Source organism: Caballeronia udeis, assembly GCF_001544555.2.
GTDB lineage: Bacteria > Pseudomonadota > Gammaproteobacteria > Burkholderiales > Burkholderiaceae > Caballeronia > Caballeronia udeis.
Window position 1 is genome coordinate 38228 of sequence record NZ_FCOK02000044.1, and the last position, 15088, is coordinate 53315.

19 protein-coding genes are annotated in these 15088 nt (G+C 59.2%); 8 read left to right on the forward strand and 11 right to left on the reverse strand.

Annotated features, from left to right (window positions below):
- The first annotated feature begins 23 nt into the window (after positions 1 to 23).
- On the forward strand, positions 24 to 587 hold the full coding sequence (locus AWB69_RS26905; RefSeq protein ID WP_062089872.1) for a TetR/AcrR family transcriptional regulator: 564 nt from the start codon (positions 24 to 26) through the stop codon (positions 585 to 587).
- Positions 588 to 691: 104 nt separating this feature from the next.
- Here the strand turns inward: AWB69_RS26905 and AWB69_RS26910 are convergent, their stop codons facing one another.
- Both AWB69_RS26910 and AWB69_RS26915 read right to left on the reverse strand, forming a co-directional pair.
- On the reverse strand, positions 692 to 1006 hold the full coding sequence (locus AWB69_RS26910; protein WP_062089873.1) for a helix-turn-helix domain-containing protein: 315 nt from the start codon (positions 1004 to 1006) through the stop codon (positions 692 to 694).
- Entirely contained in the window at positions 999 to 1313 is a 315-nt protein-coding gene (locus tag AWB69_RS26915) for a type II toxin-antitoxin system RelE/ParE family toxin (protein WP_062089924.1), read from the reverse strand. The genes AWB69_RS26910 and AWB69_RS26915 overlap by 8 nt, the downstream gene beginning before the upstream one ends.
- 372 nt (positions 1314 to 1685) lie before the next feature.
- On the opposite strand from AWB69_RS26915, the gene AWB69_RS26920 reads away from it, so the two are divergent.
- Positions 1686 to 2768 (forward strand): NAD(P)/FAD-dependent oxidoreductase, encoded by a 1083-nt coding sequence (locus tag AWB69_RS26920; RefSeq protein ID WP_062089874.1) that lies wholly within the window; start codon positions 1686 to 1688, stop codon positions 2766 to 2768.
- A gap of 244 nt (positions 2769 to 3012) precedes the next feature.
- A complete protein-coding gene (locus AWB69_RS26925) occupies positions 3013 to 3711 on the forward strand; it encodes a glutathione S-transferase C-terminal domain-containing protein (RefSeq protein ID WP_062089875.1) in 699 nt (232 codons plus the stop codon).
- On the opposite strand, the gene AWB69_RS26930 is transcribed toward AWB69_RS26925, so the two are convergent.
- The 4 genes from AWB69_RS26930 to AWB69_RS26945 form a co-directional block, all read right to left on the reverse strand.
- Positions 3712 to 4470, reverse strand: a complete 759-nt coding sequence (locus AWB69_RS26930) for an alpha/beta fold hydrolase (protein ID WP_231937242.1) — start codon at positions 4468 to 4470, stop codon at positions 3712 to 3714. It abuts the gene before it with no gap.
- Between the two features lie 127 nt (positions 4471 to 4597).
- Positions 4598 to 5974, reverse strand: a complete 1377-nt coding sequence (locus AWB69_RS26935) for an ATP-binding protein (RefSeq protein WP_062089876.1) — start codon at positions 5972 to 5974, stop codon at positions 4598 to 4600.
- A complete protein-coding gene (locus AWB69_RS26940) occupies positions 5971 to 6684 on the reverse strand; it encodes a response regulator (RefSeq protein WP_062089877.1) in 714 nt (237 codons plus the stop codon). Before AWB69_RS26940 ends, AWB69_RS26935 begins: the two co-directional genes overlap by 4 nt.
- Before the next feature lie 142 nt (positions 6685 to 6826).
- Entirely contained in the window at positions 6827 to 7132 is a 306-nt protein-coding gene (locus tag AWB69_RS26945) for an EF-hand domain-containing protein (RefSeq protein ID WP_062089878.1), read from the reverse strand.
- Between the two features lie 431 nt (positions 7133 to 7563).
- On the opposite strand from AWB69_RS26945, the gene AWB69_RS26950 reads away from it, so the two are divergent.
- Positions 7564 to 7893 carry a hypothetical protein gene (locus AWB69_RS26950; RefSeq protein WP_062089879.1) on the forward strand — a complete coding sequence of 110 codons (330 nt, stop codon included), beginning with the start codon at positions 7564 to 7566 and terminating at the stop codon, positions 7891 to 7893.
- A 1-nt stretch (position 7894) separates the two neighbouring features.
- Here the strand turns inward: AWB69_RS26950 and AWB69_RS26955 are convergent, their stop codons facing one another.
- Positions 7895 to 8110, reverse strand: a complete 216-nt coding sequence (locus AWB69_RS26955; RefSeq protein WP_062089880.1) for a hypothetical protein — start codon at positions 8108 to 8110, stop codon at positions 7895 to 7897.
- Between the two features lie 323 nt (positions 8111 to 8433).
- Between AWB69_RS26955 and AWB69_RS26960 the strand changes: the two genes are divergently transcribed.
- The 4 genes from AWB69_RS26960 (at position 8434) to thpR (ending at position 10803) form a co-directional block, all read left to right on the forward strand.
- Positions 8434 to 9156 carry a carbonic anhydrase gene (locus AWB69_RS26960; RefSeq protein WP_062089881.1) on the forward strand — a complete coding sequence of 241 codons (723 nt, stop codon included), beginning with the start codon at positions 8434 to 8436 and terminating at the stop codon, positions 9154 to 9156.
- 76 nt (positions 9157 to 9232) lie between these two features.
- Positions 9233 to 9547 (forward strand): DUF190 domain-containing protein, encoded by a 315-nt coding sequence (locus tag AWB69_RS26965; protein ID WP_062089882.1) that lies wholly within the window; start codon positions 9233 to 9235, stop codon positions 9545 to 9547.
- A 213-nt stretch (positions 9548 to 9760) separates the two neighbouring features.
- Complete coding sequence (locus AWB69_RS26970) at positions 9761 to 10141, forward strand: DUF190 domain-containing protein (RefSeq protein ID WP_062089883.1); 381 nt, start codon at positions 9761 to 9763, stop codon at positions 10139 to 10141.
- 68 nt (positions 10142 to 10209) lie between these two features.
- Entirely contained in the window at positions 10210 to 10803 is a 594-nt protein-coding gene (thpR, locus tag AWB69_RS26975) for an RNA 2',3'-cyclic phosphodiesterase (protein ID WP_063977921.1), read from the forward strand.
- Positions 10804 to 10885: 82 nt separating this feature from the next.
- Here the strand turns inward: thpR and AWB69_RS49635 are convergent, their stop codons facing one another.
- The 4 genes from AWB69_RS49635 to AWB69_RS26995 form a co-directional block, all read right to left on the reverse strand.
- A complete protein-coding gene (locus AWB69_RS49635; protein ID WP_231937243.1) occupies positions 10886 to 11122 on the reverse strand; it encodes an energy transducer TonB in 237 nt (78 codons plus the stop codon).
- Positions 11123 to 11603: 481 nt separating this feature from the next.
- Entirely contained in the window at positions 11604 to 12002 is a 399-nt protein-coding gene (locus AWB69_RS26985) for an ExbD/TolR family protein (RefSeq protein WP_062089886.1), read from the reverse strand.
- Positions 11999 to 12604: a MotA/TolQ/ExbB proton channel family protein gene (locus AWB69_RS26990; RefSeq protein WP_062089887.1), complete on the reverse strand. Its 606-nt coding sequence runs from the start codon at positions 12602 to 12604 to the stop codon at positions 11999 to 12001. The genes AWB69_RS26985 and AWB69_RS26990 overlap by 4 nt, the downstream gene beginning before the upstream one ends.
- A gap of 33 nt (positions 12605 to 12637) precedes the next feature.
- Positions 12638 to 14992 (reverse strand): TonB-dependent receptor, encoded by a 2355-nt coding sequence (locus AWB69_RS26995; RefSeq protein ID WP_062089888.1) that lies wholly within the window; start codon positions 14990 to 14992, stop codon positions 12638 to 12640.
- Positions 14993 to 15088 lie beyond the last annotated feature (96 nt).

Genomic DNA, 15088 nt, shown 5'->3' on the forward strand with positions numbered 1-15088 from the left:
GTCGATGTGCCATAATCGGCGTCATGAGCGAAACAACTTCAACGCGCCGTGACCAGGTGGTCCAGGCGGCAATAGGCGTATTTCTACGATATGGCTATGCGCGCACGACAATGGCGGACATCGCGCAAGCGGCGGGTCTGTCTCGTCCGACTCTGTATCTGGCGTTTCCCGACAAGGACGCGATTTTTCACGCGGTCGTGGACGCAATGGTGGCTGACAAGCTGAGCGAGATTCGCCAGCGGCTGCCGCGCTATCGTGGCTTCGAAAAAAAGCTGCGCTATGCCTGCGAGGCGTGGGGAGCGGAGGGATTCGAGTTGGTGCAGGCGCACCCGGACGCGAAAGACATGTTTGACCTGGGTTTCGCGTCCGTCTGTAATGGATTCTCCGCGTTCGGAGACTTGCTGACAGAAATCATCAGCGCACCGCTTGCCGAATCCGGCCTCGGGATAGCGGCCAAGGACTTGGCCGAGACCATCGTGTTTGCGATCAAAGGGTTCAAGGAAATCGCTCGCGATGGGGCAGACATGCGGCGAATGATTGGCGTGCAGGTCGCGATCGTCGCTGCCGCTATTGGCCGGAAAGGCTGATTCTTGTCGACTGGAGATCGATCCGGACCGGATCCTGCGGCCGGTGCCGCTATGAGTTGCGTCGCGACGATACGGTAGGCTTGGTTTTTGATAGTACGCGGTCGCTAACTCGTAGCCAGCTCTTCGATGAGAACTTCGGGATGTCTTGCTGCAATATTCAATAGGCGTTGCGCAGCACCGGATGGTGTGCGGCGACCTTGCTCCCATTCCTGGAGCGTACGTACCGATACGCCCAGCGCTGAGGCAAACTGGGACTGCGACAAGCCCACTTTCATACGGGCTTCACTTGCAGCATTCAATTTAACGGTGGTGGCGCGGGCGGCCATTCCGCCCTTCATTTGCTGGACGGCCTCCAACAACTCCGTACCGATATCGCGCGTTTTGTCACGCGCAATGAGTTCCTTTTCTGTCTTAGGCATGATCGATTGCCTCCTTGATTGCTTTAAGGATGTGCGACGGGATATTTTCCTGTGCGCTCTTGGCGTAGATAGTCAGCAGCCATATCTCGCCGTTTGCCAGTCTGTTGTAGTAGATGATGCGGACACCACCGCTCTTGCCACTGCCCTGACGTTTCCATCGGACTTTCCGGCAACTTCCTGAACCGGGGATGACGTCCCCCGAATCCGGATTGTTGGCGAGCCATGAGCAGAATTCACCACGTTCGTCCTCGCTCCAGTAGTCAGATACAAGGTTCTTGAAAAGACGCGTCTCAACGATTGTCAGCATGGGCTGATCATACGTCATTGACGTATGATATTGCAATCACCTGAACTCTCAACTACTGTATTTGCTGGTATTTGCTTGTATCTAGCAACATATATCGTCCGATGGACCCAATCCGCGCGTTCGCGTATGAGCAAGTGGGTCGGAACTGGCTGGCGACCGTTGTTGTGCCCGGATTCCATGGGGCGTGAAATCTCAACCGTTGCGCTGGCCGGCGTCCGTGCGAAACAGGCTCGAACGAGTGCCGAGCCGTCTTTACCCCTTTCAAACGCTGCCCACGTCGCCCGTGGTGCCTTCGTTGCCCTGGTCCGGCAGGTTCTGTATGGTGGATCAACAGATGCAGCGCGCCCGCGTGCATGACACCACGGATACCGAATGACTTCTGAAACAGACACTCTCATTGACGCATCAACTTCCCCAACATGCCCGATCCGCACCGATGTACTGATCGTCGGCGCAGGCCCCGTTGGCCTCTTTGCGGCATTTGAGGCGGGCGTGGTCGGGTTATCGTGTCAGATCGTCGATACGCTCGAGCGGATCGGCGGCCAATGCATTGAGTTGTATCCCGACAAGCCCATCTACGATATCCCCGCCATTCAATCGTGCACGGCACGTGAGTTGGTCGACCGCCTCATGGAGCAATGCCGTCCTTTCAACGCCCCGATTCACCTGGCTCAACGAGTCGAAACCGTTCAGCAGCGTGAAGATGGCCGGTGGACCGTCACGACGGGCCAGGGCCTCGTCTTCGATACCGCCGCGATCATGTTGGCCGCCGGGAACGGCGCGTTCGTGCCGCAACGCCTGGCGCTGCCCGAAGCGACACCGCTTGAAGGTAGCCACGTTCACTACAGCGTGCAAAATCTCGCCGATTTCGCCGACAAGACTGTGATAGTCGCCGGCGGTGGCGACTCGGCACTCGATTGGGTGCTGGCTTTGCGCAAGGTTGCGCGCCGAGTCGTGCTGGTGCATCGGCGCAATGGGTTCAGCGCGGTGGCATCGAGTGTCGATGAGATGAGGCGTGCGGTCGATGCAGGTGAAATGGAGTTCATGGTCGGTTCTATCGCGTCGTTGTCTGCACCCGAAAATAAACTGGCATCGATCGAGATCCGGCAGATCGGCGGCACGGCGCAGATCGATGCGGATCATCTGGTCGTGCTGTATGGCCTTGTCGCCGACCTCGGACCGATCGCGACCTGGGATTTAAAAATAGTCGGCGGCCGGGTCGATGTGGATACCTCAAACTACGAAAGTTCGCGACCGGGGATCTTCGCGGTGGGGGACATCGCGAATTATCCGAATAAGCAAAAGCTGATTCTTTCGGGCTTTCACGAGGCGTCGCTGGCGTTGAGGAAGGCGTACACCTACGCGTATCCTGACAAGAAGCGGGTGCATGTGCATTCCAGTTACGACGCTGGTTTGGCCGAGCGCATTGCGTCGGGTTCGGCGCATCACGAGTGAGTTTCCCGTTGGCCTGCAACGGGAAACTCCGGCTCACATAGCCGCCGCCATCGTCTCAATCTAAGACCCTGCCGCTTCGCCGCTTTCGCTTGTGCACCTGCTTAGCAATCGGTCACGGCCCCTGCGGGCATCGTACAAGCTCCCGGGCAATCTCCGGGCGCTCGCCGGGCCGCTTGGCATAAACTAGGAGCGCCCAAGCCCGCTACGCAGCCCACTAAGCAGTACCCTTTTCAGGGAGCGTTGCATGATCACCCTCTTTTCGTACCCTGAACTATACGGTCTCGAAGATAACAATCCGTATGGTCTGAAGGTATTCGCGTTCCTTAGGCTCTGCGATTTGCCTTTCGATCACCGGCATATCCTCGATACAAAATCAGCGCCTCGCGGGCAGCTTCCCTACGTGACGGATGACCAGGAATCGATTGGTGACAGCGACGCCATCATTGCTTATCTCAAGCGCAAGTACGGCCTGGCTATCGACGACGCATTGACACCCATCCAGCATGACCTGGATTTTCTGATCAGGCGGTCGCTCGACGATCTGTATTGGGTCATGTCTTATTCACGCTGGAGCGATCCGCGTTTCTGGCCAGTCTTCAAAGGCGCGTTCTTGTCCGCACACCCGGACATCACGGCAGATAGCCTTGACGCGGCCCGACAATACAACTTCGAGCGGTATCGATATCAAGGCATAGGTCGTTTCGAACCCGGCGAAGTCTATGCGCGAGGGATCGCCGATCTGCAGGTGATTTCGAACCTGCTTGGCGATAACGAATTCATGTTCGGTGCGTTGCCAACGAGCATTGACGCCAGCGTTTATGGCTTCGTGGCGAATATCTTCTTCTACGATATAGACACGCCGCTAAAGCACTTCGTTTTGGCGCGGCCTGAGCTTGTGCGGCACTGCCACGCAGTGCGTGCAGCGATAGCCAAACCCGCCTGACTAAGACGCGTACCCGAGCAATTTGGCAGCAAGGGCTTCGGGCGCGCTGATCATTGCGTCGTGTCCGGTTTCTATTTCGTCCCATGCCCAGTCCTTCTGAGCACGCACGAAGTCGCGGCTGGCTTGCAACGGCTCGTACACCGGATCGACGCACTGGATGTACACCTTCGGGATAGTGCCGCCCACGGGTCCGTTCAGCACGATGGGATCATCGAAAGTCTTCAGCGGATGGGGCGTGCAGTTACGTTCCAGCAGTGCCACTTGAGCGAGCTCGAACACGCCGAACGCGCTCGCGGGCGGCACCGGAATGGAGAGGCCGCCGCTGGATTCGTTCGATTGCTCGATGCGTTGCGCCACGATCCCGGGCGCGAGCCGGGAGAATGCCGTCTGTCCATGTTCGAGCACGACGGCATCGAGAAAGACAAGCTGGCGGATCCGCTGAGGCACGCGATCCGCCGCACCGGCGATCGGCAGGCCGCCAAAACTGTGGCCGACCAGGACGACGTCGGTCAGGTCTTCGTATTCGAGGACATTGACGACGTCCTGGATGAACACACCGAGATCGATAGCCTTCGAAAGCAGATGCGAACGTTCGCCGAGGCCGCTAAGCGTAGGGGTAAAGACCTGATGCCCATGAGCGCGCAAGATTCGGGCAACTGCATTCCAGCACCAACCACCGTGCCAGGCGCCGTGAATCAGGACATAGGTCGTGTCTCCGCAAGGAGTGGTTGCATCGATCAGATTGTCAGGGGTTGCCAAGTCAGTCTCCGTGTTTGTCTCTGCCGGTTGAGCATTGCGCAGAGCGATCATTCAAGCCGCGTCCAGAGCGGAATAGTACGCGCAACACCGTGCTTGAAGCACGGCGGCCGATTCGTTTGCGAACGCTCTAGGCGGCGCCATGTTCCTCCTGCGAGCGCTGATTCTCTGCCCTCATTGTCAACGAGACGATTGCCGCAAACCCGCCACCTTCACGCTGCAACAATTGAAGTTCACCGCCATGCAGCTTCGCAATCCTTTCGACGATAGCCAAACCCAACCCGGTACCTCCCGGATGCTTGCCCGTCGATCGCCCGCGTTTGAACGGGGCTTTCAACGCATTGAGATCGCCGCCATTCGTGCCTTTGCCGCGATCGGCAACCTCCACGTACGCGGTGTGACTCACATCGTCGGCCCACGTCCGCACCGACAACCCCACGCGCCCGTACAGCACCGCGTTCTGCATCAGGTTCATCAATACGCGCATGACGCTGATCGGACGGAACGCGAACGGTTGCAGTTCGCCTGGAGTGAGTTCAAACACGTGACCAAGGCCCGCGAAGTCGGCAGCAAGATTGCCGACCAGCGCATTCAGGTCGCCGATCTCCGCCGTTTCACGGGTGCCGCTGCCGGCATAGTCCATGAACTGCTGGAGGATGGCGTCGATCTGATCGAGATAATGATCCGTCGATACCGCCAGTTCGTCATGTTCTTCCGATGGTGTTGTCATGGCCACGGCGAGACGCAGCTTGGTCAATGGCGTGCGGATATCGTGGGAGATACCGGCGAGCATCAGCGAACGGGTGGCATCGGCTTCCTGCAACGCATTGACCATCTGGTTGAATGCAACGCTGACTTGCGCGATCTCGGTCGGTCCATCCACACGCAGCGCTTGCGGCGCCTCTCCCGAACTCAAGCGGCGCGCCGCGTTGGCGAGATCGCGCAGCGGCCGGTTGATGTGGCTCTGGATCAGGTAGGCAGTGACGATGGCAAGCCCACTGAGTGCGAGCGACAGCGCAATAGCGGAGAGCATGCCGTCGTTGTGCGCGGCTTCGGGAACGGGTAGGGCGATCCAGTAGGGTTCTTGACCGAGATGCGCACGAATCCAAAGCCGTTGTTCGCCTTCTGTTTGCCATTGAACCTCCATGTTCGCCGGCAGATGCTGGCGCAAGGTATCGATAAAAACATCGCGTTGATAGGTTCGATAGAAATTACGCCAGGTAAACGAAGGCTCGGAGGCGGCGCCGGCCGGGAATTCCTGTCTGGCTTCGAAGCGAACTGCAAGACCGCGTTGAGCATCGGGTGCCGCGGTCTGCAGCAGGTCGTCGAGCGTTTGCACATAAATAGCGAAAGTTTCTGCGGCGCGTTCGATCCGGGGTCTCTGGACAAAGTGCATTAGTACGCTTAACGAACTAATCTGACTGACAATGACCAGCGCCACGAGCAGCGCGATATTGCGTGCAAACAGTGAGCGCGGCAACGCAATTGGGCGCATGGGCCGGCTCATGGTTCGACTTCCGCGACCAGCATGTAGCCCACGCCCCAGACCGTCTTGACGAAGCGCGGTTTTGATGGATCTGCTTCCACGATCTGCCGCAACCGTAGTACCTGAACGTCGATACTGCGATCAAGCGCGTCGTGGTCGCGCCCTCGTGAGCGGGCGATCAGGTTGTCGCGGCTGACGGGCCGGTTCGGTGAGGCACCCAACGCATTCAATAGCAGCATCTGGGTCGAGTGAATCTCGAACAAATCGCCCGACTTGTACAGGCGCTGTTTGCCGAGATCCAGGCAGTAGTCGCCGAACCGCACGGTCTGCGACCTAAGCACAGGTTCGCCTGCCGCGATCTTCTGGCGCCTGAGCAGCGCGCGAACACGTGCAACAAGTTCACGCGGCAGGAACGGTTTGGCGAGGTAGTCGTCGGCGCCGGTTTCAAGACCAATGACCTTGTCGACCGGATCGCCCTTGGCGGTGAGGATGAGAATGGGCAGCGTCTGGCCCTCGGCGCGCAAACGCCGGCAGACCGACAGCCCGTCCTCCTGATCCATCATCAGGTCGAGGATCAGCAAGTCGAAGGGCTCGCGCTGCAAATAGCGGTCAAGCCGCTTGCTGTCGGCGACAACCCGGACTTCGAAACCGTGACTGCTCAGGAAACGCTGCAGCATGTTGCGCAACTCGGCTTCATCGTCGAGAACGATGATCTTCGGCTGACTCTCCATTCATGCCTCCTTCAATGCGTCGGACGGGCGGGCTTCGTGACGTTCAGCAAGCTTCTTTAGCGGGGCAAAGCGGTCTTCAGTCCAATAGACAATAGTCCGGTACGGACAGAACAAAAAGCTTTTACCTGTCGCCACGCAACCGTCAGTGCGATGCCGCGCGCTGCTGCATGAATTGCTCGATCTGCGGCAGGGTGATGTAGCCGGCCTTTTGCGTGTCGATCTGATCGAAGTTCTGCGCGACCATTGGCATGCCTTGCGCTGCTTGCGCCCGGGTAAGCTTGCCGTCGTGCGTGGTGTTGGCAGCGGCAAAGCGCGCCTGCAATTGCTGCATGGCGCGCTCCATGCGTTGCGGGCTGGCCGCCGATTGCGGTGCGGTTTGCGCCATGGCGCCGGTGCTGGCGAAGGAGGCGGCGATGGACAGGATGAAGATCGCAAGTGCGTTTTTCATGAGGTTCTCCAGTGGAATTCAGTAAATGAAGCGTTTGTTTGCCATCGATTGCGGGTGTTTGTGTTTCGCCGTTTGAAGCGGCCCCGATCGATGGCAGACCGAAGCTTATCGGCCAGCGCCGGAAAATGAATGACAAACCGGCTACGAATCATGTCGCCGCATGTCATGCACCGGACCATGAACTAAGCATCTGCTCCCTACAGAAAATGCTTGCCCAAACGTCTGAACGCCGGTGATTGGTGACATCGAATGGGTGACATCGAATGAAATATGTTTTGACGTGGCTTCCAGGCGCAGTTTGCGTATCTTTCGGTGGTCGGCGCCACGAGCGCTTCAACTGATTCGCAAGGCTCTCACGCAATGCGCATCATCCGGCGGAACGGCTTCCAAAGCGAAGGCGACACCTGCCGATCGAATCGAAGGGAATCCACATGAACATTCGTCTTATCAGTGCATCCGCCGCTACCGCTCTCGGCCTCATGCTCTCCACCGGCGTTGAAGCACGGACATTTGTTGTCTACGCCGGACCGGCCGTGGTTTATGTACCGCCGCCGCGGCCTGTGTATTACACCGTGCCGGTGCGCTCGGCCTATGTCGTGGCGGTGCCTGCACCCGCGCCGAGGCCGGTCGTCTATGTGCCGGCACCGAAACCTGCACCGGTGGTCTATGTGCCTGTGCAGGGCGGCTACGCTGCCGTGTCTGCGGCAAACGTAAGCTACGCACAACCCGTTGTAACGGTGCCGGTCGCCGGCATGCACTGAGCTAGTGTTGCTCGTGTATCGCGGTGAACGCTGCGCGCAAGCGCTCGGCTTTCTTCTCGAGCAGCGCCGGCATCTGATCCAGGCGCACCGGCTCCGGTTCGGCACTACCGGGAGGCGGCGGGTTGTTGATGGCGAAAAGCGCGATGTCGCTGTCCGGGGCTACACCGACGGCCTGCACCGTCAGCGTAGTGAACGACACCTTGCTCACGCCGGCCACGCGTTTTGCTCCATTGATTTCAGACCCGCATGGGGAAGCGACGCAACGCGCGGCTTCTCGACGACTCACTGACTGGTAATGAGTGGCAATGAGGCAACAAGGCCATGGTGACGCTCAGGAATTCGTATGACGCGAGCCGTTGTTTCGACACTTTCGCCGGCTCCTAAGTTATAGACCATGCTGCTGGCGCCAGCAGTGATTGTTGCGTAACGAGGCGAAGTACACGTTCGCCCGGGCGCGGTTGACGCACTATCGAAGAACGTGGGACGTGTATCCGTGTCTTGCGATGGGTGCGGCGTTTGTCCCTCTGAAGGAGACGATCCATGTGTGTTCATTCAATCTGCTCTTTGCCGCGGCGGCGCGCTCTGCTCGCCGGTGTGGCGTCCGTTACCGTCGCTGCGTTTTCGCTGCATGACGCACGTGCGGATCAACCTTCAACGGGGCCCGTGCCAAACGCGATCGCACCTGGGGATGCGCTCGCTCGTCTGCTGCACGGCAACAATCGCTATGTTGCCAATGCGCCTGCAAACAAGGACTATTCTGCTGGCCGGGCAGCGCGCTTGACGGCGCAATATCCCATTGCGGCGATTGTCGGTTGCTCGGATTCGCGGGTCTCGCCGGAGCTGGCGTTCGATCAAGGTCCGGGCGACCTGTTCGTCGTCAGGGTCGCCGGAAATTTCGTCAACGACGATGGTCTCGCCAGCCTGGAATACGGGGTGAAGTTCCTGGGTGTACCGTTGATCGTGGTGCTTGGACATACGCATTGCGGCGCGGTCACAGCCACGGTCAAAGCGATCCGAGAACATGCCGACTTGCCGGGGCATTTACCTGAACTGGTCAGGGCAATCAGGCCGGCCGTCGAAATTGCCAAGACGCGCGGACACGGCGATCTGGTCGCGGATGTCACGGTCGAGAACGTGCGGCTGAATGCCAACCGCTTGAGGGTTTCGAAGCCGCTGATCGGAGAGTATGTGAGGACGGGCAAGGTGCAAGTGGTCGGAGCAATCTACGATCTCGCTTCAGGCAAGGTCCGGGTTGTCGATTGAAGCGATCGCCCGGGTTCCAGCCGGTCAGCAATGCGCGTCGGAGACACGTCTGAGCACTCGTCGAGCGGAGGATTTCATGAAAGGAAGTCAGCTTACGGTCTATGTGGCAACGCAGGGTCATCGCAGGCATCACCGGACGGTGGTCGACTGGGTCCTCGAAGAAACCGGGAAGGCCGGCATTGTCGGGGCGACGGTCGTCGAGGTCACTGAAGCTATCGACATGCTTGGCAAGTATCACGCCGCGCGGTTTTTCGAACTGGCCGATCAACCGGTCGTGGTGACGGTTGTCGCGGAAGATACGCGGATCGATGCGCTGCTCGCGAGCCTTGGGCAAGGTGGTGCGAACCTGTTTTATACGCGTGCTCCGATCGAGTACGAGGTGCTGGGGTAACCGTGAGGGGTAACCGCGAGGATTAACCGGCTGCTGCATTGCGCAGGCGCGACAGCGTCAAAGACGTGACCTACAATTAAGTGTCGTGCGATTTCTCGTTCGCGGCACGTGCCCTGCTCGTTGTCGTCTGCGCGGGGTATACGCACGAAAGCGTGCGAAAGTTTGTAAGGGTGGCGTTCGGTCAGCACTCCGGACGTTGCCGCGGAGGTCGGTATGAACGGCTATCAACTGACGTTCTACACTGAGCAGAACCGTAAATGCGGTCATCTGACGTTTTGCGAGTGGCTTCTGCAAGAGGTTCGCAAACGCGGCATTCGAGGGGCGACGGTTATCAGCGCAGCGGAAGGTATCGGGCACGCGGGTGCTCATCATGCCGCGCATATTCTTAAGCTCGCTGACCAGCCAGTACAGGTCATCCTGGCGGTGACCGAGCATGAAGCGGACGAGATATTGGAGGCCGTACGCGCAGCCAACGTACATGTTTTCTACACACGCGCACCTATTGAGTTCGGATTGTTAGGCGCAGACCCGCCGCCGAAGAAAGCGAAAACATTTTTCCGGTTCCGTCGGCCCACAGGTAGTCAGTCGAAGTGATCGTGGATACCGTTCCGAGCGAGAACCTCTTGGGCGTGATTGCCGTTTGATTATCGTTTGACCATCGTATGCCAGAGCAATTAGTGCTACCGGGATTAGAGGACAGGCCGGCGCCACCGCCGGTTGAGCGTCATCACCTGTTCTTTGCGATTGTGCCGGACCCGGATACCGCCCTGCGTATCGAGAGGTTGGCACAGCGTCTGCGTGTCGAATACGGCTTGAAGGGAAAGCTGCTGCCGACGAAGAACTTCCACGTGACATTGCATTCCATTGGCATACACGACAGGTTTTTTGAAAGTGTCGCCTCGTGGGCGCAAGCCACTGCTTCCACCATTTCGATGCCAGTGTTCGATGTGGTGCTTGATCATGTCGGCAGTTTTAAGCGGACAGCCCGAGACCGGCCTGTTGTGCTGCTTGGAAGCGACGGCGTTGCTGCGCTGAAGGAGTTCCGCGGCGTTGTGGGCACGACGTTGGCGAGAGCCGGATTTAATATCAAACCCTCAAGCTTCACGCCCCATCTGACCTTGCTTTACGACAAGCAAGAAGTCGCCGAACGAACTATCGAGCCAGTCCGGTGGACCGCGCGCGAGTTCGTTCTCGTGGATAGCAGGGTGGGTAAAACACAGCATGTGCAGCTTGCACGATGGCCGCTTTTGGCGTGAGTTGACTCGTGGGCTGTATCCGTGATCCTGGAAACGGCTGAACGACCCGTACCTCCGCTCACGCTAAAGGCGACGCCTTACCTTAACTCACGTTGAAATGCACACGCACATCCTGATGACTCTCCACAGGATGTCCTCCTTGCATCGCTGGGAAGAAACGCCATTTACGCAGCGTTTCAAGCAGTAGAGCGTTCAGGCGAGGGTTTTGCGTCGGCTTCGAAAGTTCTACTTCAATTGTTCCATCCGGGTGGATATCGAAGCGCGCGACCGCGACCGCCTGATAGGCGTCCTCGCGAAGATCGTCGGGCAGGGGAGGCATTGGCTGGCTGATGACACGTGCGGCGGAACCCGCTGACGCGTCCGCCATATTGCTTGCTGATGCGGAAGATGAGGATGTTGTAGCCGCGGCCGTAGATGTAGCCGCCGCGTTTGCCTGCGGCGGCGCTGGCGGTGCCGGTTGGTCCGTTCTCGCCATCACGGGTTCTGGGCGCGGCCGCTGGATTTCCTGCCGTTTCACCACCCGGATTGGCGTTGGATCTCGTCGCGCGTGTGCTTGCTGGGTGACTGCTGCAGAGGGTGTCGAAGGGGCAACAGCAGGCGGGTTGGCGGGAGGCGCGGCCAACTCGACAAGACGCATTTCCATGGGCGCTTGCGGCGGGGTGGCGGCGCTTGGAAGAGGCCGCAAGAGCGGGTTCACGATCTGAGTCAGCAGAACCGCCCAAAGCGCAAACGCAATCAGAAGGGCCACGCCGAATCTGACTTGAGACGCATCCATCCGGCCTTCCCGTTTCCCCATCGCGCTACTCACGATGTATAGCGATCAGGAAATGCTCTGCGCCCGCGCGGCGCGCGGCCAGCATGGCCTGAACGACGGCTCCTTGCGCGGCGGCGTCGTCCGCGGCAATGACTACGTTACGGTCCGGCTTGAGAAGCCGCCTGACCCCGGCTTCCACCTGGTCGAGACGCACAGGCCGCCGATCCAGGAAGATCGTGTTCGTGCGATCGACCGCCAGCGTCAACGGCTGATCCTCGGACATCTGCTGCGCCTGTCCCGAGGGCAAATCGACCTTGACCGCATCAAGCCGTTGCATGGCCAGCGACGCCAGCATGAACGTGGCGAGCAGAAAGAACATCACGTCGATCATCGGAATGATCTCGATGCGCCCGCGCTTCGACGCCCGCGAGCGCCGGAACTTCATCGTGCGTCTCCCGCCGCCGCTCCGGCGCTTTCGGCCTTGAGGCGAAATTCGGTGAGACGCTCGTTCGCGTGCACTTCGAGGTCATCGATCAGGCGTTCAAGGCGTCGCGAAAAATAGTTGAATGCGAAAAGCGCAAACAACGCGACGACCAGACCGATAGCTGTTGCCACCAGCGATTGCGCCACGCCACCCGTCACACCGCCTGGATTAACCAGGCCGTTGCCGCCGAATAGCTGGAACGAATGCATCATCCCGACAATGGTCCCCAGCAGACCGAGCAGGGGGGCGGCCGTGACGATCGTCTCCAACACCCAGAAGCCTCGGCTCATCTCCCGTTCAATACGCGTCGCGACCGATTGCGCCCGGGCTTCGAGCAGCCATAACGGCGTTCCGGCGGGCGCTGCCACCGTTGCATCGAGGCGTTTGAACGCGTGCTGTGCCGGCAACGTGTTGGTGCCGGCCCCAGGCTGGCGTGCAAATCGCACGAACACATACGCGCGATCGATAACGATAGCGATCGCCAGCACCGCGAGCAGCGTGAGCGGGTACACCACCCAGCCGCCAACTCGTGCCGCGGCAGTAATACCTGCCCAGTCCTGCATGGTAAAAACCCTTTCGTTAAATAATCCGGTTGATTAAAAATTCTTCGTGATCCCTGCATACACGGCAATGTGCGGCCCATACTGCGGCGCGCCCACACCAATGCCTGAACCGTCGCGCAACTCGTAGACGCGGTTGAACGCGTTGATGAGCAACAGGCGCGCGTCGAACTTGCCGATCAGCGGTTCGTTGAAGTTGAAGTGATGGATCACGCCCAGATTCACCTGCGTGTAGAAAGGCAGGTGGTCCGTGTTCGCGAAGCCGCTGCGCAACCCGCTCCCCACAATGCCGTCGAAGGTGAAGGTGGTCTTGCCCAACTGGTACGCGCCGCCGAACGAAGCGGTCACGCGCTGGTCGTGATCGAGGTACACCCAGTGATTGCTGATGTAAGCGAGTTCGCTCGCATCGAAATTAAACTGGGCCGAGTCGATGTCCTTGCCCTGCGCGCGGCTGAACGCGACGTTCATGTAGGCCGACAGATTGCCCTGTTTATAGTTGCTGGTGAATTCGACACCATAAACACGGCCATATTTATAGTTGAACGGGGTGAAAATCAGGGCGGTGCCGAACTGGCCCTCGTCGAGCAGGTTCGTCGATTTCTTGTAGTACGCGTCGACGCCTACCGTAATAGTCGAGCTTAGCCGTTGCGTGATGCCGAGATCGAAATAATGGCTGCGTTCCGGCTGCACCGGATCGTTCCGGCTTGATGTCTGGGCAGTGGTCCCCACGAAGCGCGCGATATCTTCGCCCGACACGAGCTCGAAAGCAGGCGGCGTGAAGTAGCGGGAATAGCCGGCATGGACCGTTGTTGAAGGGGTCAATGCGTAGACAAGTCCTATGCGCGGGCTTAGCTGGCTCGCGCTCACATACTCGTCCATCTTGTCGTAGCGCAGGCCGTAGTTGATCGTGAGTTTGTCGGTCAGCTTCCACTCGTCCTGAATGTACGCGCTATAGAGATACCCCGTCTTGCTGCTCGAATCGGGCACGTTGAACGGCTGGTCGGAGGTCTGGTTACCGTCTGCATCGACGGGGAAAACGCTCAGGTTGTTATTGAAGATTGCATGTTCCTGCTGGACCGAAATGCCCGCGCGCAGCGTGTGTTTACCGTTGAGACGATAGGTCGTATCCGCTTGCACGCCATTGGCGCTGTCGCTGTGGAAATCGCTCGCCGCCACGCCGTTGAACAGCAGGTCGCCCACCGGGTCAGGATTGAATTGCGTACGCGAGTATCGGGTAAAGAGCGCGACTTGGTAGTCCAGTGCAGCGCCGTTGGTACCTTGCAGCGCGATGACGGCGAACTGGTTGAGTTCGGATTGTGTCTCGTTGAGCTTGCTGGAATCGAACGTGGTGCTGCCGTTCAAGGTGAAGGCAGTCGGCAATCCGGGTGTATTGGGAATCTCGAACTGATTGCTAGTCGTGCCGAACATCAGGCTCACGCGCGTGAGCGGATTGATGATGTAGGACATGAGGCCGAACGCATCGCCCTGACGCGTGTGATCGTGGATTGGACTCGCGCTTGAAGTCGGATTCTCGATGCCCAGATTGTTCTCGCCCAGCGAGCCGCTGAAGTAGTAGCTGAACGGTCCCTGGCTGCCGAAGACGTCGGCGCTGGTCTTGATGGTCTGGTGACTGCCGCCGAAGACATCGATTGAACCGCCATTGCCCTGGTCGCCGTTCTTCGTATGAATATCGACAATACCCGCCGTGCGGTCGCCATATTGAGCGGGCAATGCGCCGGTCAGCAGGTTGAGCTGGTCGATGATGCGCGTATCCAGCGACTGTCCGAAGCCACTGATGGGCTCCGGAATGATGATGCCGTTGATGCGGTATTGCAGGTTCGCGTGGTCGCCGCGCACGTGCAACTGGCCATACGAATCGCTTGCCACGCCGGGAGCTTGCAGCAGAACCTGATTGAGCGGCGTGTCCTGTCCGGCGGGGAGGGTATCAATATCCGCCTGACTGAAGCGGTACACGCTGCTGCCCGTTTCCGGCAGCAGGCCGTTGCGCGCGCGATCGAGCCGCTTCGCATTGACCTGCACATCGATCGCGTCGCTCTTGCCGAGCGCCACCGACACAGACACATCTACGCCCTCGCTTGCCGTTGCGATGCTGCTGCCGCTTGCATAGCCCGGCGCCGCAACGACGACCGCATAGGTTCCCGGCGCGACATGATGGACAGAGAAATGTCCCGTTGCATCCGTGCTCGTGGCGCCGACGGACGCGCCGCTGGCATCCTGCAGCGCGACGCTGGCGTTGGCGACGGGCTTGCCGGAGCTATCGGTGACGGAGCCTGACACGGCGCCGTCAGAACCTGCTGCATAGACATGTCCCGCGGCGATCTGAGCGAACAGCAAAAGGGCCGCGTGGGCGATGAGCGTACGATTTTTCATCGATTATTTTTCTGGATGGGTTGTGTTGGATGCGCACCGCCCGGCGACGTCGTACCGTCCCCAACGACCGACCTTCATCTGTGAAGAACGTAGTCC